The sequence below is a fragment of the Desulfosarcina variabilis str. Montpellier genome (genome assembly GCF_048565275.1).
Taxonomy (GTDB): Bacteria; Desulfobacterota; Desulfobacteria; order Desulfobacterales; family Desulfosarcinaceae; genus Desulfosarcina; species Desulfosarcina variabilis.
The window spans coordinates 3,002,128-3,019,466 of sequence record NZ_CP159846.1; the positions used below are offsets into that span (position 1 = coordinate 3,002,128).

Here is a 17,339-nt window from a genome sequence, read left to right on the forward strand (position 1 = left end):
ATGCAGAAAAGAGAAGGAGATCGTCAAATGTACAAAACCATTCTCGTTCCCTTGGATGGCTCGCAGCGTTCGGAGGAGATTCTTCCCCATGTGGAGAGTCTGGCCCTGCATCTTCGTTCCTCCATTATTTTGCTGTATGTGGACGAGACGGCAGACCTGAAGCTGGGACACGATGAGGTGGTGGATATCAACCAATTCATGGAAAGGCATCGTCAACAGGTAAAAGATACCAAGGCCTACTTTCAGACCATTATTGATAAGTGGCGCACCGTGGGTATCATCGCCAGGATGCAGATCCGGCGAGGTAGTGTGGTGGCCAATATCCTCGATACGGCCAAACAGGAATCGGTCGACCTGGTGGCCATGGCCAGCCATGGCAAGGGCGGCATGCAAAGAGCGTTCTATGGCAGCGTGGCTGTCGGCGTGCTGAACCAGATCGATCGACCGCTGTTGTTGATCCGTTCGCGGTTCGTCAAATCGACGGCGTGATCGGCATCCGTCCCAACGGCGGCAGGCGTTTGTCCAGAAGCAGGCCATTCCTGGATGGGCTTAGGTGGGAGATGATGCCTGTGAACGACTGTGCTTCGATCGTTTTCCAACCTGACGGCGCGGCCACTGGAATCGGCAGCCTGCCCTACACGAACCCGCTTGTTGCGTTGAACCTGATCAGGGAACACCTGCCGGACATTCCCCATTGGCCCCAGTTGCCCCAGCGCGGCATCCGGGAACATTTTTGCCATCAGTTTCTTCAACCGTTGGTGGATCAGTTTCTGACAATGGGCTGTGCCCTCTGAAGCCAAAAGGGCTGCCATCAGGTCGGACAGGCGAATTTAAAAATGGTACCGTCGGTTTCCGAGGTGGTAAAACTCACCCGCCCGTTTAGGATTTTTTCTCCGAACAGTTTCATCGAATAGGTGCCGATTCCTCTGCCGTCCTGTTCCTTGGTACTGAAATTACGCTGAAAAATCCTGGGGGCGACGGATTGCGGGATAAACGCTTTATTCCAGACACAAAACGATACGAAATCTTCCTCATCCTCAATCCAGAATTTTACCTTGCCGTTTGTGGGGGTGGCTTCCAACCTGTTGATGGTTCCTTGTCGCGGCCAACGCACACATTTTTTCCGTTGGCTGATTTTGCTCCAGGCTGGACACGATGGCAATGGCGGCACCGCATGTTGAGCATGCGCGTGTGGTGCCGCACCCGGCAGGGGGACGGTGGGCGTGGACACAATTCAATGCCTCTCCAGGCCGCAGTCCTAATGTTTGGGCTGGATCGTCAATCCCCAGCATTTTTAAAAATGAATCATTGACCGCGACAATCTGCCGATTTTCGTCCAGGATGGCCAGAAGTCCGCTGATCGAGTGCAGCAGACCGGACATGACTGGATTCTTGCTCACGAGATCAATCTCAAAAGCAAGTTCCCTATCGGTTGTTCGTTCAGGAGAGGCGAAATAAGTATTCATGGCAGTCATTGGAATTTGGTTTACGCTTAGAGCCTGTTTTGGAAGTCTGGATCAGGCCCGATAACAAGGCGGAAAGTGGCTCAAAAGCGGAGCATATACGTAATATGTGAGCATTTTGAGACACTTTCCAACACCGGTAGCGGGCCTTAGACGGATTTATCAAACAGGCTCTTAAAAAATAGATTTGATTGGTTGCCTGGGTCAAGCAGAAATTCCGTATGGTGATCAGATGAATGCATCCCCCAATCTCTCTCTTGCATGGCTTTACTATAGTTGATAGAGTATAAAAAGTGATTGATGAGAGTTTCCATTTCCCAATTTCTATCGTGTTGAGATTAATACTGCGGCTGCGATTCCAACTGTTATTTTCCTGTCCATCGCCATAACGATCGTTGGTTGTATTTTAACTGATCGGCATTGCCATGTACCTGCGCTACAATGTGGAATTATTGCTTTGCCCGATAAAAGGGCATTCCTTTAAAAAATTCTGCTACTGATGCCCGGGGGACATGAAGCCGGCATTGGTTCTCAACCATGGAGTATTTCGGCTTATGAGCTTGGCCCATAAAATAAAATCGTCTGACGAGGCGTTCTACAAATACAATCTCGTCAAAGGCGCCTATGATTATATCATTCCAGCCACGGAAGAAACACCCGCGCTTTTTATACACGAGTGGCTTAACAAAGATAATGGCCCGCTATCAGAAACGCTTCATCCCGAAGACCGTTCCAGAATTCGGGATTATTTCGACCATCTGGCAGGCAAACAGCCCGAACAGGTTCATCGCGCTTCGCTGGAATACCGTCTGAGGTTGAAGGAAGGGGGATTCCGTTGGTTCAGGGACCGGCATGTACTCGTTTTTAACGGCAGCGATTGCCCCCGCGCCCTGATCGGCAGTGTCCGTGATATTACCATGGAAAAGGAAGCCGAAAGTACACTGCAGACCTATGCCCATATTATCTCCGCTTCCAGTGACTATCTGGCCCTGATCGATCGGCAATATACCTATCAGGCGATCAGTACGGCCTACGCCGAACAGCTTCGTCAACCTCCCGGTAATATTATTGGTCGTTCCGTTGCCCAGATTATGGGGCCGGAGGTGTTTGAACAGATCCTGAAACCCCTGGCGGATCGCTGCTTGGCGGGTGAGAAAGTGTCTTTACAATTTTGGCACAATTTTGAAGATGATAAAAGACGGCTTCTCGATATCGTCTATACACCGCACTATGAAAAAGGTCGGACCCCCAAGACGGTTGCCGCCTATGTCGAGCGGACCCGGGATATTACCGACATTGCCAAACTGGAAGAACAACTGCGCCAATCCTGCAAACTGGAAACCATTGGTATGCTGACCGGCAGCATTGCCCACGATTTCAACAATATTCTTTCCGCCATTTTGGGGTATTCCGAAATTTCACTTCAAATGGCGGTAGACAATTCCGAACTTCAAGGCTATCTGAAACGCATTCTCAGTGCCAGCAACAGGGCATCCAATCTGGTCAAGCAGATTCTCAATTTCAGTCGCAAGGGCGAACAGGACGTGAGGCCCGTTCAGATCAAGCATATCGTTGATGAGGCCTTGGCATTGATCCGGGCGTCCCTGCCGGTGACCATCACCATTGAACGGCAACTCAACTCGGAAGCGTTCGTTTTGTGTGACGCCACACAGATTTACCAGATTTTGGTCAATCTGTGCAGCAACGCCGGCTATGCCATGCGTGAAAAAGGGGGCGTGCTCACCGTCCGCCTGGCGGACATCACCCTGGACGCGCCGTTGATCGAACACCATTCGATCGCGCCTGGGCGCTATGTTCAATTGTGTGTCAGTGACACCGGTGTCGGCATGACGGCCGAGGTAAAAAAAAGAATCTTCGATCCATTTTTCACCACCAAGGAAAAAGGCAAGGGGACCGGTATCGGACTATCCCTGACCCATGATATTATCATCAATTACCGGGGGGCACTGGCCGTTGAAAGCGAACCGGGCAAGGGGGCGACGTTTACCGTTTACCTTCCGGTGGTCGAAGATCCATTATTTCTCGAAAATAATGCCGTAGAATCGCTGCCGAGGGGGCACGCACATATTTTGCTGGTTGATGATGAAGATGCGCTGGTCGATCTTGGCAAACAGATGATCGAATCGCTGGGGTATCGGGTCACCTCCCGCGTCAACAGTCTGGAAGCGTTGAGCTTGTTTAAAAATCAACCCGATGCCTTTGATCTGTTGATTACCGATTTGATCATGCCGCACCTGACCGGGGATGAACTGATCAGGAAAATACACCAGGTTCGTCCCAACCTGCCGGTGATCCTGGTTACCGGTTTCACCGACCGGATGACACAGGAACGGGCCGATAGTATGGGCGTTGCCCAATTGGCTATTAAACCTGTCATTATGAAGGACATGGCCCGCTACATTCACCAGGCCCTAAACGCATAAAAACGCGCATCCGAACTTGAATCGGAAATACCTTGCTTCTTTTGCCATTGTCCAATTGTTAATAAAAAACGCATTGCCATGGTCCGGGTGATTGCCTATAAGACGTCCTCAACCAATTCAATATAACAGGTATGCGTTGATGAAGCATCCCGTATGCCGGAAGGGATGACCCGATAACCATGGCAATTAAAAAATACTACGCTGTTGCCGTTGGCAGGCAGCCAGGCATCTATACCCAGTGGTTCGGAAAGACCGGTGCCCATGCCCAGATCGACGGATTTCAGGGCGCCCGCTACAAAGGCTTTCCCACCATTGAGGAAGCCCGCGCCTTTGTTCGCGAGCATGCATCGAATAACCAGGCGGCTTTGCCGAAAAAGAAGCCGCGTACCCGTTCGTCGGGCTCGAACACAGCCACAAACACAGTCGATTGTTCTGATCGCATCATCATCTATACAGACGGCTCCAGTTTAGGAAACCCGGGACCCGGTGGCTACGGGGTGGTCATTCCCTCGAATGGGGACGCGCGTGAACTGTCCGGTGGCTTTCGTAAAACGACCAATAACCGCATGGAACTGCTGGCTTGTATTGTGGGCTTGGAACAGTTCAATACACCCTCGGCCGTTGCGCTATACAGTGATTCGCGTTACGTGGTGGACGGCATCACAAAAGGATGGGCCAAAAAATGGCAACGCAACGGATGGCGCAAGAGTAACGGTGAACCCGCGCTGAACATCGATCTGTGGGAGCGGCTGCTGTCGCTTTGCGACCGCCACGATGTCCGTTTCATCTGGGTCAAGGGGCATGCGGGCAATGCCGGCAACGAGCGATGTGATCAACTGGCAACGCAGGCGGCTGCCCAATCCACGTTGCCGGCGGATACCGGATATAAAGGCGGATAGCAAAACAGCGACAAAAAAACAGGATGCAGATGTATGACACAGGAAAAGAAAGGTACTTCGACTGCCGGTCGGCCAGGAAAACCATCGACTGGAATGGATGAAAAACGGGTTTTTATCAATGATAATGGTCAAGGTACATTCATTTGCCCGGCTTGTAACAAAGGTGTCATCAGGGATTTAAGCGAATTTCTCGAAACGCGGTCAGCTATCCGCCTTAAATGTAAATGCAGTTGCGGTCACCGTTATCGGGTTTTGGTGGAACGCCGCCGACATTTTCGAAAGCCGGTCAATCTGACGGGCATGTTTATTTTTCAAAACAGCCAAGGCAATCCGGTAAAAGGACTGATCAAGGTCCTGGACATTTCTCAATCCGGTGCCTGTTTTTCGGTGAACAGCATCCCTGAGTTCCAGATTGGAGACAAACTGACGATCGAGTTTAACCTGGACGATGAAGACCGCTCCCAAATCCGTGAGGTGGGAACGGTCCGGCGTATCCAGACCAACATTGTCGGCCTGAGCTTTAAAAATACCGATCACTACGGTAAACTGGGGCAGTATCTGTTCCGTTAAATTCCTTTTTTACGAATCCGTCACAATTGATTTTGTTTGGTGATCAACTCCTTATCCGCATCCATCCAGGCCGGAAATTGGTTGCGATAATCCTGCAACACCTTGGCGGAAAACACGCCGGTTATAATTCCCTCCTGATCACTTCGTCCGGCAACCCGTTGCCCAAGTGGATCGACAATACGGCTGTCACCACTATGGTAATACCCATTGCCGTCCTTCCCCACCCGATTCACACCGGCCACATAGCACTGATTTTCGATGGCCCTGGCCGTTAACAGGGCTTTCCAATGGGGGGCGCGCCGTTGTGGCCAATTGGCCACGAAAATGGCTGCATCATAAACAAGATCGAGATTCCGGGTCCATATGGGAAAACGCAGGTCATAACAGATGAACGGGCGAATCTGCCAGCCGTGGCACTCCACCAACAGATGCTGGCGACCGGCGCAATACACGTTGTGTTCACCGGCGTAGCGAAACAGGTGCCGTTTGTCATACCAGTACAATCTGCCGTCGGGCTTCACCCAGATCAGACGATTATAGTAGCAACCCTTTTCCGCAATGATCATACTGCCTGTGATATCCGCCTGTTTTTTCTGTGAACAGGCCTTCATCCAGGCAATGGCAGGACCGTCCATGCGCTGAGCCAGATGCTGAGGGTGCATGGTGAATCCAGTGGTGAACATTTCGGGCAAAACGATCAAATGCACACCGGTTTCGATTTGATCGATTTTTTTTTGGAAAAGATTCAGGTTGGCATCGGTGTCCTCCCAGACCTGCTTGGCTTGGATCAGGGCGAGGGTCAAATCCTGCATGGTGTTCTCCATTGATGGTATATGCGTATGAAAAAAAGGCGGCGTTAACAGATCTTCGGTGTATTTCGTTGTCGGTCGGGTTGATAGTACATCGCCATGGCCGACGCATGCCGGCTGATTGTTTGGCGTAGTTCATCGGGGTCCAGGACTTGGGCGCCGGCCCCCCAGCGCAGCACCCAGTGGCTGATTTCTTCAATGCCGGCTACGGTGGCGGTGAAGATGATCGAGCCGTCCGGTTGATCCGACAAGTGTTGACTGGGGTGCCATACCCGCTCGCGAATATATCCGGCCACGGATTCCAAGAAACGGATTCTCACCGTTACCGGCGGCCCATGGTAAATGCCGAAACTGTCTTGTAAAAAGCCTTTCAAATCAAAGGACTCCGGCAGCTGAAAGGTCTCGCCAGTAACGGTTACCGATTGGATCCGATGCACGGCAAATGTCCGCACTGCTTTGCGCAGGGTGCAATAGCCGATCAGGTAGAGGGTGTCTTCCACATGGCGCAGCTGGTAGGGATGTACTGTGCGCCGGCTTTTTGTTTGGCGCCCCATGGAAAAGTAGTCCAGGTGTATCTTTTTCTCATCCATGATGGCGCGGTTGAGCGCAGTAATTGTTGGGGCGAAAGGGGTGTAGTCCTTACGCGGCGCAGGACCGGCATCCAAACGCCTGCGGATGCGGTCCAGCGTATCCGTGTAAGCGGACGGCAGGGTGGCTTTGATCTTAGATAATAGCGATTCGATGGCATCATGAAACACGGTGCCTTTGTAGGTCTTGAGCATGTCTTTGCCGAAATAAAGGGCCATCAATTCGGAAATGCTGAATGCCAGGGGAATTTTTTGCTGATGGGCGTTCAGAATCAGCCAATACCTGCGGTTGTCCCGGGTTTCCGTGGTAATCGGGAAACCGCCGGCCTGAAGGGCCTCCAGGTCGCGGTAGACGGTCCGTTTCGTACACCCCAGTGTGTCGGCAAGCTCAGTGACTGTTTTGCCGTAGGTGGACGAGATCAGGGTGCGAATCATCTTCCATTGTCGACTCAGTTGATCGCCTCTGGCCATATACAATCCATTCCCATTGGCAAACGTTAATCAGCGCACAATCAATACCGGACACGCCGCCTGCTGTAAAACGCGGTGCGCGACACTGCCCAAGAACAGGCCTTTCAGGTCGGAGCGACCCCTTGATCCCATGATGATCATTTCACAATTTTCAATCTGAGCGATTTCACAAATCTTTTGTCCCGCCGGCCCTTCCATGATGAGATCTTCAAAGGTTACGCCTTTTTCAGAGAGCATTTCGCGGAATGGCGTTATCAGCGTTTGGGACTTGGCCATAATTGTATCGATGGCATTTTGGAAATAGGGTTCTCCCAACTGCACTGGAAAGGGACGGTGACAATAAAGCAACAGCAGACGCGCAAGCATCAATTGGGCCATTTTTATGGCATAGGTTGTCGCACGGACCGAATGTTCTGATCCGTCTACGGGTAATAAAATAGTGGGCGATGACATGAACACCTCCTTAGGAACGGGAATTTTATAAATTGACCCAAATTGCTTGTTCTTGCGCCCGTCTTCGGCGTTGCATCAACGGCCACAGACTTCGAGTATGCAACCGTTAATGCGCCTTGAAGACAAACACAAGCCCGGCGCAATTAGGGTCAATTTATTTCATCCCTATTCCTTAACATAGGGACGTTATCCAATAAATAACCAACGGGTGCCCGTCCAAAAACAGGCATGCGGGGTATTTTGGATAGGCACACCATTAGTCGATTGGCCCGATGAGCACGAGCCGGCTGACAGGCATGCTTTGAGCATAGCGGTGACCTGACAGATTGTCAAAATCGTATTCAGTTCCCGTGGTGCTGAAGAAAAGGAAATAGCGGATTAGGGTTGTGTCAAATAGATAAAAACATATTGTTCGTCATTAATGTCAACGGTGAGGTCACAATTGCAGGATTCAGCATAATTCAGCCAACCGGGTTTGCCTGCGTTGCATTTTTTTTTGGGGGGATGGCATTCACCGGTGGTGGCGTCGTACCATGATATGAGCGTTGGATCCGGGCATAGGGATTTCACCTTTTCTTCTGCCATGGACTGAGCCGTTAGGAAATCCAAGCTTGGTTGATCAGTTTTGATTTTGACCGGATTAATCAGATGGTATTTCAGCGGCGCTTTTGTCATTTCCGTCTCCTTTAGATTGGGTCGGTCAACTCAGAAAAAGTAGCTACTATGGGTTGAACAAAAAAGCAATACTTAGGAAGAGTCTGTGCACAAAAAAGCACAAATTTATGATTGGGATTCAGAAAATACCGGTTATTTATTTTGACCCATTGAAAACGCCAGAAAACACCGCGATTGATTCGTAAGTTCATGTCCTGTGACCACTTCCCACCTATAATCGTAAAAGAAGTGCAGTGATTACAGACCATATCAAGGTACAAGCCGTAACGATCAGGCAAAGGCCACCCATGAAACGGTGAAGGGATTGTTCTCGCCTACGTTCATGGTAACCAAACAGCATTGCCAGCAAGGCGCCGGCGGCCATACCCCCACCATGGGCCCAGTTGTTGATACCCGGCACCATGATTCCAATCAAAAAGATTCCCAGCGCCCAACTTCCCACCTGGCGATAGATGGTCTGCCCGTAATGTCCGCCGCGGCTTTTCCCAAAATATAGTGCTGCTCCGATCAGACCGCACACGGCGGCCGAGGCGCCAATGGTAACCGGCACCCTGGCCACATAGGAGATTAAAAAACCGACCACGCCGCTTAAGGTATAGATGGCAACCATGCGATAGGTGCCATACTCGACAATAATCAGATGAGAAATTTGGCGCAGGGCAACCATGTTGAAAAGGATGTGCAGCATGCTCCCATGCAGATAGGATGCGGATAGCAACGTCCACCAGTGATGAAAACGATCAATGGGAAGTGTGCCGGTGGCGCCCAAAAGAAATAGTGCCTGGCTGTCCGGCGACAGAAACATCATCGGATTTCCAGACACATGGAAGCCTCGCCGGCTGATGAGAAGGCTCAGTATGTACATGAAGATATTCACGGCAATCAGCGCCCCCACCAACCGATTGCCGTCCCTGAATATCTTCAGCCATACGGTCTGTCTCAGATTTGATCCGGGTGACGACAATCCACAATACGGGCACTTGGGTTCATCGGCACTGATCAACCGGTGACAGGCTGGGCAGAGCAGGGGGCCTTTGGTTACCATTTCCACTGTACCGGGTTGTCGTCAATCAGATCGTTGACCGGACGGCTGATACGATCCATGGCTTTCAGATCTGCTTCGGACAGATGAACGGTTGCTGCCTTGGCATTGCCGACGGATTGGTCGGCATTGCGGGCACCAGCAATGGCACAGATACCCGGCCTGGCGATCATCCAGGCCAGGGCCAGCTGAGCCAGCGTAATTCCTTTTTCCTCGGCCATGGGGCGTAGTTCGTCCAGTGCCTTCAGGGCCAGGGGATAGAGATCGCTTTGGAATAGGCGGTTGGTGCTGCGATGGTCTCCTTTTTGAAAACGGTGATCCGGACCGAATTTTCCGGTGAGCAGGCCCTGCGCCATGGGGGAATAGGCCAGTACGGTCACCTGATTGCTCTGGCACCATGCCAGCGTATCGGTTTCCACGTGTCGCCAGAACAGCGAGTAGGGCGGTTGCAGGCTTTCCACAGGACCCAGGGCACAAATATCCTTGAGTTGGTCAAAAGAAAAATTGGATACGCCGATGGCCCGAATTTTTCCCTGATCCTTAAGATCCGTTAAGGCTTTCATCGTCTCTTGCATGGGAACCGGCTTGGCACCGAATGATCCCGGAGGCCAATGAATCTGATAAAGATCCAGATAGTCGGTGCCTAAATTTTTAAGGGAGCGGTTACAGGCGGCGATCACCTGGTCGTAGGCAAGGTGGTTGGAAAAGACCTTGGAAAGGAGGGTGACTTGATCACGCCGCTTGCCGATGGCCTTGCCCAGTACCCGTTCGGAATGACCGTTCCCATAGACCTCGGCGGTATCAAAGGTAGTGATGCCGGCATCCATGGCGGCCTGAATCGCTTTTTCGCTTTGCGCATCGTCGATCCCTGTCCACATGGATTTACCCGTCTGCCAAGTCCCCATGATGATTGCCGACAGCTGAATATCCGTTTTCCCAAGCATTCTTGTTTGCATTATCAATCCTTTTTGTGTTGATGATCGTGTCAAAAGCGCAAGTGGTCCTCGGCTTGACCAATTTCATATTAATCTTTTACAGTAGTTCCCGATTTGAGGCTTGGCAAGGAATTAGTGGTTGATCATATTCGGATGTGGCATGGATGCATTGTCCAGCCGGCGCCAGGGGAAAAGGATATCCTTAAGTGAAAGAACGTCATCAAATTGCCGTTAGAACACTGGTTGAATACGTGCTGCGTAGCGGTGACCTGGACATGCGGTTTGCCGCCCAAGGCCGGCCATTGGAGGGAATCCGCGCCCATCAACGAATCCAGCGGCAGCGGCCGGATGGGTATCAGGCCGAGGTGCCGGTATCGATCGAGCTATCCTCATCTGACTTGGTGCTGGCGATTGGCGGGCGCATTGACGGGGTCCTCGAGACTGAACGCGCCACTGTTGTCGAGGAGATTAAATCCACGACCAAAGATCTTGATCAGCTTAAACGTGATCCCAATCCATGCCACTGGGGGCAGGTCAAAGTGTATGCCTATCTGCTGGCCCATGAGCGCAATCTCGATGGGGTAACCGTTCAATTGACATATGTTCATCTGGATTCCGGAGATATCCTGGAACTGGTCGAATCCCTTGACCGCGACGTGTTGAGGGACTTTTTCGAGGACCTGACCCAGCGATATCTAAAATGGGCCACGGCCCTGACCCGCTGGCGGCATGCTCGGGACCAGACCTTGATGGCCTTGCCATTTCCCTTTGCACGCTATCGAGCGGGACAGCGAACCATGGCGGTGGCTGTGTATCGTGCTATTCGCGATGCGAACCAAGCACTGATCCAGGCCTCCACAGGCATCGGTAAGACCATGGCCGCACTATTTCCAGCGTTGAAAACAATCGGCGAAGGCCTCACCGACCGCATCTTTTTTCTCACGGCCCGCAACACGGGTAAGACGTCTGCCATTAAGGCTCTGAATCTGCTTGAAGAGAAAGGATGTCGACTCAAACGGGTTAGCCTGACTGCAAAAGACCGAATTTGTTTTTCCCCTGAAGCGACCTGTAATCCGGATGGGTGTGAGTATGCCAGAGGCCATTTTGATCGATTGGCCTCAGCGATGGAAGCGGCTTTTGAACATGACAACCTGGATCGAGAAACCATTGAAGCGGCGGCCCGAATTCACAAGGTGTGCCCCTTTGAATTCTCTTTGGAACTTTCCCGGTGGGCGGATTGTATTATCTGCGATTATAACTACGCCTTCGATCCACGTGTTTATTTAAGACGTTTTTTTGATGAAGAAAACGGTGCTTATACGTTTTTAATTGATGAGGCCCACAATCTGGTGGACCGATCCCGTGAGATGTTCTCTGCTCAGCTTCAAAAAGGCGATTTTCTCGAGCTGCGCCGAAAAGTGAAAGGCCAGCTTCCCGATGTTTACAAAGCCGCCGGAAAGATCAATACGTGGATGCGCAGCGCCGCCAAGGCGACACTGGAAAACGGCGGCTTTCAATCTGACCGGCACCCACCCGATGGAATCGAACCGTTATTACGCATATTCGTCAGACTGGCAGAACGCTGGCTGGCCAAAAATCAGCCGGCACCTTACCGTGAGCTGTTGCTTGAACGTTATTTTGAGACCCATGGATTTTTGCGGGTACTGGATAGATATGATGACAGCTATGTCACTTTGCATCAAACAAAGAAAAATGATTTTATTGTGAAGCTGTTTTGCATCGATCCTTCCAGGCATCTGAAGGCGGCGTTAAAGCGCTGCCGGACCACTGTTTTATTTTCCGCAACCATGACACCCGCCCATTATTTTCAAAACATCCTGGGCTGTGATTCCAAAGCTACGAAACTGTCGATTCCTTCTCCATTTCCTCGCCGGCACCTAAACGTTTTCATTGCTGGCAACATATCCACAACCTATGCCCAACGAGCGCATAGTATCGATCGGATTGTTGAATTGATACAAACATTTATCCATTCAAAGAAAGGGAACTACCTCTGCTTTTTCCCTTCCTATGAATACATGGCCATGGCTGTAGAGCGAATCGAATCATGGTCAACGAAATTTTCCCTTATCGTTCAGGAGCGGGAAATGGACGATAAGGGGCGAACCTGTTTTTTAAACCGTTTTTCCGCCCATAACCAAAAGACACTGGTCGGCTTTGCCGTGATGGGGGGGATCTTCGGCGAAGGTATCGATTTGATGGGCGATCGGTTAAGTGGCGCAGTGATTGTCAGTGTGGGATTACCCGCTGTTTGCCCGGAAAGGAATTTGATCCGTGCCTATTTTGATCAAAACGGTGAAGGTTTTGATTTTGCTTACCGGTTTCCGGGAATCAACCGTGTATTGCAGGCTGCTGGCAGAGTAATCCGTTCCGATAAGGATCGTGGTGCGATCCTTTTGGTGGACAGGCGGTTTTGCCGAAGCGATTATCGTTTGTTATTGCCGTCGCAGTGGATGATCCGGTGTGTCAATTCACCCCACCAGCTCAAGACGCACCTCACCCCTTTCTGGTCATCCAGCACTTAAACGGTATGTTAGCGGAAATCAGGCTTGGGTCTCGTTTATTTTTTAGGTGATGAGGCCGGTTTTCCCAGGCAATAGCTGCGCCAGTCACAGTCAATGACGTCGCAATCCTCATTGCCCATGCGAAAACAATCCGTCATTCCCGCCGTTCGCTGTAAACTCCGGACCAGGGCAATAATATCCACATGTCCGGTCGACCATTTCTGTTCCGCGTCTTTTGGACGCGCTACCTCTTCAGAGGATTGGCTTTTTGAACCAAATGATGCTTGGTGGTCTGGCAGGGGGAATCGATATTGATCCATTATCGTTAACTCGATTGTGCTAGATAGGGGTGCAATCAAGAACAAACGGCACGAAAAATACCGTCCACTTTGTTTCGACGAGTTCAGTCCCCCGGTCGAAGGATGGACTTTTAAACGTACAACGCTTAACGACTACCAACCTTGACGTTTGGCAATTTAGATCATTTGCCGGCAATAATCACGGATTAAACATATCCACCGGCATCGGCCGAACCAATGGCATGATCCTGACCATCACGAACCGGAACAACGGGTCGTTAATACGGGGTTATCATGGCCGCTGAAGGTGATTTGACGCTGTAGCGGCTTTCTTCGGTGCAGTCGATTGCACTATAACAGGTACTTTTTGCAGTCATCAGATGAAATTCCTGTACATCGTGCAGGATTTTGCAGTGCTTTAAACATTCGTCTTTGGGATCATTCCTTCTCTCACAATTTTTACACGGAGAAGATATCATGCTTAGCTCCTTTCCTGACCTGATTTTTGCTGTCATGGATAATGGCCGCTTAAAAACCCCTAAACTTACCCACTGTCTTGTTTTTAGCGAAAGCTGATGTCCACCCCTTAAAGATCATCAACTTTTCACTTTTTACTCATATTATCGGCATAAAGAAAAAAGTCTATAGGGTGAATCTTTCATTTTTTTAGGGATTTTGACTATTTCCCGGGAGAAAATCCCAAGTGGTGAGAAAATATCTGGACAGGCAAAAAAGGATAGGATCGTTTATGGGAGATTCGTCAAGATTTCCAAAGATTGTAAATTTTTCCCGATCCGGGAAAAAAAAATTGTTTTTTAGGAAAAAATACCATGTTTTTTTTAAAAAATATCACTCTTTCCACAAATCGATGTCGATCAGGCCCAATTTTGCCGCGTAACGGACCAACTCCATGGCACTGTGCAGATCGAGTTTTTTCATGATATTGGAACGGTGATTCTCAACTGTTTTTATGCTGATACACAAGCGATCGGCAATTTCCGATTTTGAAAGACCTTCGGCCAGCATCCGCATAATTTCCTGTTCTCTAGACGTGAGACGCCCATAGTCACTATCACTCACGCGAGCTTCACGAACCGGTGATCTCATCAGGCGTTCAACCACTTCATGGGAAATGGAGCTGTCTAAAAAATATTCACCTTCGGTTACCGCGTGGAGTCCCTGCACCAATCTGCCGGCAGCCGATTCTTTAACAACGTAGCCGGTTGCACCAGCCTGAAAGGCTTCGACGATATAGTCGATTTTAGAGTGCATGCTGACGATCATGACGCGGGTGTTGGGAAGGGATTCCCGGATACGTCGCGTCAATTGCATGCCACTTTGATCGGGCAGCGAAATGTCCACCAAAGCAACATCGGGCTTGATTTTTTTTGCCATCGCATACCCGTCACGGGCGTTTCCGGCCTCCCCCTCGACCACAAAGTGCTTGTCGCTGGCAATAATGGATTTTAGCCCCTCTCTGAACAGTGGGTGATCATCAATAATCAGAATGCTTTTTTGGGAAGTCAACGGATTTCTCCTTCAAAGGAATTTCAATCAAAATGTAGGTGCCTTTGTTGGGTCGGGATTGGATGTTGATTTTACCCTGCAGCAATCGAACCCGCTCCACCATACTCTGCAGGCCCATCCGTTTTTCTTTCAACGCCTTTTTACGTCGGTCGTTGACGTCGAAGCCTTTGCCATTGTCTTTGATGCGAAGAACGATATCCGGTGAGGATGCGACTAACCGAATGGTCACTTGGTTGGCTTCGGCATGACGTTTGGTGTTGTTCAGGGCTTCCTGGATCAATCGGTAGATGTTGATTTCGGTTTCGTATTCAAGATTCAGTTCATCCATGCCGGCAGCCGCAAAGTCAATTTCCACAGCGTTGGATTTGGAAAAATCCTCACAGTATAGATAGAGTGTTTTCACCAATCCCAGTTGATCCAATCCCGGCGGTCTGAGATCGTAAGCCATGTCCCGGACTGCTGCGATGGAGCGTTGCAAGATGTCGGAAAGGCTTGCGATTTTAACTTTTGTTTCCGGCCCTTGATCCTTGAACAAGGTTTCCAGGCTGATTTTAAGCGTTGATAGATCTTGGGCAATGTGGTCGTGAAGATCCTGAGAAATCTTCAGTCGCTCGTTCTCCTGCGCCTTGATCAATTGGTGAGTCAAAAATTGAACCTGTTCTTGAGCCTGTTTGCGCTGGGTAACATCCACACCGACACTCAGGATTTCAATAATATTGCCTTTTTTATCCCGAATGGGATTGTTGGTCCAGGCAATCCATGCTCGCGAGCCGTCTCGGCGCACATTTTCCATTTCATATGTGGGATAGTGTTCCGGATGTTTTAGAAACCCGATCATCAGGGCGCGATAATCCCTGCCTGAGGATGAACGCCAGGGAATGATGCTCCCTAAGATGTTCAGACCAATAATTTCGCTTTCGGAAAATCCAAAAAACTTGCGTGCATATTCATTTAAAAACGTGAGATGGCCAAGCTGATCATAACGGATGATAATGCTGCTGGCATTTTGGACCAAATGCCTGTATTTTGCCTCACTGCGACGCAAGGCCGCTTCAGACATTTTGCGGGCCGTGATATCCCTGGCAATGGTGTGAGCACAGGGCTTGCCGCTGTACACAATTTTGCGGCTGCTGAATTCGGCGAATATGGTGCGTCCATCTTTGCGGTCGATTTGAACTTCGCCAGAGATGGATTGGCCGGACAAAAGGCGCTTGAAAAAATCAGTGTGCCGTTCCGGGTTTACCTTGGCATACAAATCGAACATTTTGAGTTTTTGAAGCTCATGTGGTTGGTATCCCGTGAGTTGCGATGCGCTGCGGTTGAAAATCAGCAGTGAACCATCCGCACCACTAATGAAAATGGCATCCCGGGAACCGTCAAAAATAATACGATGACGTTCCTGACTCTCCCTCAGGGATTTTTCAACTTTTTTTCGTTCTTCTATCTCGTTGATCAGATGTTCGTTAATCAGCGTCAGATCACGGGTACGGGAACGGACCAGTTCCTCAAGATTGCGTCGGTGCTGCTCCAGTTCTTCTTCCGCTTTTTTCCGGTGGTCAATATCGATGATCATGCCGAATTTGGAGATGCTGCCGCTCGGGTGAAAAACAGGGGTGTCAATGATAAAGTACCAACGCTGGTCCTTGGGGCTTTTGACCTCCCAGTGCACCGTTTCACCCTTGAAAACGTGGCTGTTACGGCACCAGGGGCAGACCGCATCCAAATTGTGCAGCACTTTATAACATAACTGGCCGGTACCATCGAATCCCGTGCGCTGAATCAACCGATCATTCATAAACTCGATGCGGTAATTTTTGTCGCACACATAAACAAAACCGTCAAAGGCCCCAATAATGGCTGATAATTGAAGATCCCGTTCTTTGAGGACCTCTTGTGGGGGGCGGTGGTCAGCGGATGGTGTCTCCAAATGGAAACCGGGTGCGTCGGCGCTATGATACACTTTGGATGGCATGGCAAGAAATTTGAGTCGGCTCGGCGCATTCATTAAAGCTATTTTTCCTATGGTTGGGTGCCGCTGAGTCAAAGTCGATGTGGTATGACAAACACTAAAGCTATCCCAGAACCTCTAGCCTGAAAAGAAAAAACTTTGAAAATAATCAAATATTCGATAGAACAACATACCATTATCAAGCAGGGTCGCAAAAAGGTAGGTAATCGATGGTCAATGACAAGCCGGCGGTGACAGCGGATAACAAAGCAAATGAAAGCCGACAGGCTGTGATCACCTACGCACAAAGCGAAAAAGTGAAATCCGGTTTGATTTGGGTCTGTCAAGTTTCCGAACAGGTTGCCGCCATGGATGATGCCGCCCGGCAACATGGCATGCGGCTTTTGCGCACGCTGGCCCAACTGGTTGGTGACGAAGCCCTTTTGGCTGGCAGGATAACCGGTGACAGACATTGGCTTGAAATCAACCAGAAAATCAACATGGCCCTCGTGATGATTCAATCGGGCGTCCCCCAGGAAACCTCCTTCCACCTGACCCAAGCACTGACCCTGGTCACCCGTCTTGGCGGACAGGCGGCTGCGTTGCTTCAGGAAAAAGGAATGTATTAAGGGACTGTGAAAACTATCATTGCTTAGTGGAAAAATGAATGCCAAAAGCCATTTGTACGGATT

Annotated in this window: 17 protein-coding genes; 7 read left to right on the forward strand and 10 right to left on the reverse strand. The window is 50.1% G+C overall.

Features of this window, described 5'->3' with window-relative positions; genetic code table 11:
• The first annotated feature begins 27 nt into the window (after nucleotides 1-27).
• Nucleotides 28-489 (forward strand): universal stress protein, encoded by a 462-nt coding sequence (locus Dvar_RS13390; protein ID WP_419662206.1) that lies wholly within the window; start codon nucleotides 28-30, stop codon nucleotides 487-489.
• Nucleotides 490-569: 80 nt separating this feature from the next.
• Nucleotides 570-794 (forward strand): hypothetical protein, encoded by a 225-nt coding sequence (locus tag Dvar_RS13395; RefSeq protein ID WP_419662207.1) that lies wholly within the window; start codon nucleotides 570-572, stop codon nucleotides 792-794.
• 17 nt (nucleotides 795-811) lie between these two features.
• Here the strand turns inward: Dvar_RS13395 and Dvar_RS13400 are convergent, their stop codons facing one another.
• Together Dvar_RS13400 and Dvar_RS13405 are read right to left on the reverse strand one after the other, a co-directional pair.
• Nucleotides 812-1,081, reverse strand: coding sequence for an ATP-binding protein (locus tag Dvar_RS13400; RefSeq protein ID WP_419662208.1), 270 nt, complete (start codon nucleotides 1,079-1,081; stop codon nucleotides 812-814).
• Complete coding sequence (locus Dvar_RS13405) at nucleotides 1,038-1,400, reverse strand: PAS domain-containing protein (RefSeq protein WP_419662209.1); 363 nt, start codon at nucleotides 1,398-1,400, stop codon at nucleotides 1,038-1,040. The genes Dvar_RS13400 and Dvar_RS13405 overlap by 44 nt, the downstream gene beginning before the upstream one ends.
• A gap of 617 nt (nucleotides 1,401-2,017) precedes the next feature.
• Between Dvar_RS13405 and Dvar_RS13410 the strand changes: the two genes are divergently transcribed.
• From Dvar_RS13410 to Dvar_RS13420, 3 genes are all read left to right on the forward strand, one after another.
• Nucleotides 2,018-3,907 (forward strand): ATP-binding protein, encoded by a 1,890-nt coding sequence (locus tag Dvar_RS13410; RefSeq protein WP_419662210.1) that lies wholly within the window; start codon nucleotides 2,018-2,020, stop codon nucleotides 3,905-3,907.
• A gap of 179 nt (nucleotides 3,908-4,086) precedes the next feature.
• Nucleotides 4,087-4,806 (forward strand): ribonuclease HI, encoded by a 720-nt coding sequence (gene rnhA / locus Dvar_RS13415; RefSeq protein ID WP_419662211.1) that lies wholly within the window; start codon nucleotides 4,087-4,089, stop codon nucleotides 4,804-4,806.
• A gap of 33 nt (nucleotides 4,807-4,839) precedes the next feature.
• Nucleotides 4,840-5,376, forward strand: a complete 537-nt coding sequence (locus Dvar_RS13420) for a PilZ domain-containing protein (protein ID WP_419662212.1) — start codon at nucleotides 4,840-4,842, stop codon at nucleotides 5,374-5,376.
• A gap of 20 nt (nucleotides 5,377-5,396) precedes the next feature.
• On the opposite strand, the gene Dvar_RS13425 is transcribed toward Dvar_RS13420, so the two are convergent.
• The 6 genes from Dvar_RS13425 to Dvar_RS13450 form a co-directional block, all read right to left on the reverse strand.
• Nucleotides 5,397-6,188 (reverse strand): amidohydrolase, encoded by a 792-nt coding sequence (locus Dvar_RS13425; protein ID WP_419662213.1) that lies wholly within the window; start codon nucleotides 6,186-6,188, stop codon nucleotides 5,397-5,399.
• 44 nt (nucleotides 6,189-6,232) lie between these two features.
• Nucleotides 6,233-7,243 carry a helix-turn-helix transcriptional regulator gene (locus tag Dvar_RS13430; protein ID WP_419662214.1) on the reverse strand — a complete coding sequence of 337 codons (1,011 nt, stop codon included), beginning with the start codon at nucleotides 7,241-7,243 and terminating at the stop codon, nucleotides 6,233-6,235.
• Between the two features lie 30 nt (nucleotides 7,244-7,273).
• On the reverse strand, nucleotides 7,274-7,696 hold the full coding sequence (locus Dvar_RS13435) for a universal stress protein (protein WP_419662215.1): 423 nt from the start codon (nucleotides 7,694-7,696) through the stop codon (nucleotides 7,274-7,276).
• A 378-nt stretch (nucleotides 7,697-8,074) separates the two neighbouring features.
• Nucleotides 8,075-8,371 (reverse strand): AF1514 family protein, encoded by a 297-nt coding sequence (locus Dvar_RS13440; protein ID WP_419662216.1) that lies wholly within the window; start codon nucleotides 8,369-8,371, stop codon nucleotides 8,075-8,077.
• Nucleotides 8,372-8,582: 211 nt separating this feature from the next.
• Nucleotides 8,583-9,416, reverse strand: a complete 834-nt coding sequence (locus Dvar_RS13445; RefSeq protein WP_419662217.1) for a rhomboid family intramembrane serine protease — start codon at nucleotides 9,414-9,416, stop codon at nucleotides 8,583-8,585.
• Nucleotides 9,410-10,369 (reverse strand): aldo/keto reductase, encoded by a 960-nt coding sequence (locus Dvar_RS13450; protein WP_419662218.1) that lies wholly within the window; start codon nucleotides 10,367-10,369, stop codon nucleotides 9,410-9,412. Before Dvar_RS13450 ends, Dvar_RS13445 begins: the two co-directional genes overlap by 7 nt.
• Before the next feature lie 185 nt (nucleotides 10,370-10,554).
• Here Dvar_RS13450 and Dvar_RS13455 point away from each other — a divergent pair, with 185 nt between their 5' ends.
• Complete coding sequence (locus Dvar_RS13455; RefSeq protein ID WP_419662219.1) at nucleotides 10,555-12,894, forward strand: helicase C-terminal domain-containing protein; 2,340 nt, start codon at nucleotides 10,555-10,557, stop codon at nucleotides 12,892-12,894.
• A gap of 1,127 nt (nucleotides 12,895-14,021) precedes the next feature.
• On the opposite strand, the gene Dvar_RS13460 is transcribed toward Dvar_RS13455, so the two are convergent.
• Entirely contained in the window at nucleotides 14,022-14,699 is a 678-nt protein-coding gene (locus Dvar_RS13460) for a response regulator (RefSeq protein ID WP_419662220.1), read from the reverse strand.
• Nucleotides 14,668-16,704 carry a PAS domain S-box protein gene (locus tag Dvar_RS13465; protein WP_419662221.1) on the reverse strand — a complete coding sequence of 679 codons (2,037 nt, stop codon included), beginning with the start codon at nucleotides 16,702-16,704 and terminating at the stop codon, nucleotides 14,668-14,670. Before Dvar_RS13465 ends, Dvar_RS13460 begins: the two co-directional genes overlap by 32 nt.
• 173 nt (nucleotides 16,705-16,877) lie before the next feature.
• On the opposite strand from Dvar_RS13465, the gene Dvar_RS13470 reads away from it, so the two are divergent.
• Nucleotides 16,878-17,276: a hypothetical protein gene (locus Dvar_RS13470; protein WP_419662222.1), complete on the forward strand. Its 399-nt coding sequence runs from the start codon at nucleotides 16,878-16,880 to the stop codon at nucleotides 17,274-17,276.
• Nucleotides 17,277-17,339 lie beyond the last annotated feature (63 nt).

What these genes read in the sequence shown, in the direction of transcription:
- Dvar_RS13410 (WP_419662210.1), top strand. Translation starts at nt 2,018, where the DNA reads ATGAGCTTGGCCCATAAAATAAAATCGTCTGACGAGGCGTTCTACAAA.
- rnhA (WP_419662211.1), top strand. Translation starts at nt 4,087, where the DNA reads ATGGCAATTAAAAAATACTACGCTGTTGCCGTTGGCAGGCAGCCAGGC.
- Dvar_RS13470 (WP_419662222.1), top strand. Translation starts at nt 16,878, where the DNA reads ATGGTCAATGACAAGCCGGCGGTGACAGCGGATAACAAAGCAAATGAA.
- Dvar_RS13465 (WP_419662221.1), bottom strand. Translation starts at nt 16,704, where the DNA reads ATGAATGCGCCGAGCCGACTCAAATTTCTTGCCATGCCATCCAAAGTG.
- Dvar_RS13425 (WP_419662213.1), bottom strand. Translation starts at nt 6,188, where the DNA reads ATGCAGGATTTGACCCTCGCCCTGATCCAAGCCAAGCAGGTCTGGGAG.
- Dvar_RS13450 (WP_419662218.1), bottom strand. Translation starts at nt 10,369, where the DNA reads ATGCAAACAAGAATGCTTGGGAAAACGGATATTCAGCTGTCGGCAATC.
- Dvar_RS13430 (WP_419662214.1), bottom strand. Translation starts at nt 7,243, where the DNA reads ATGGCCAGAGGCGATCAACTGAGTCGACAATGGAAGATGATTCGCACC.
- Dvar_RS13435 (WP_419662215.1), bottom strand. Translation starts at nt 7,696, where the DNA reads ATGTCATCGCCCACTATTTTATTACCCGTAGACGGATCAGAACATTCG.
- Dvar_RS13440 (WP_419662216.1), bottom strand. Translation starts at nt 8,371, where the DNA reads ATGACAAAAGCGCCGCTGAAATACCATCTGATTAATCCGGTCAAAATC.
- Dvar_RS13390 (WP_419662206.1), top strand. Translation starts at nt 28, where the DNA reads ATGTACAAAACCATTCTCGTTCCCTTGGATGGCTCGCAGCGTTCGGAG.
- Dvar_RS13445 (WP_419662217.1), bottom strand. Translation starts at nt 9,416, where the DNA reads ATGGTAACCAAAGGCCCCCTGCTCTGCCCAGCCTGTCACCGGTTGATC.
- Dvar_RS13420 (WP_419662212.1), top strand. Translation starts at nt 4,840, where the DNA reads ATGACACAGGAAAAGAAAGGTACTTCGACTGCCGGTCGGCCAGGAAAA.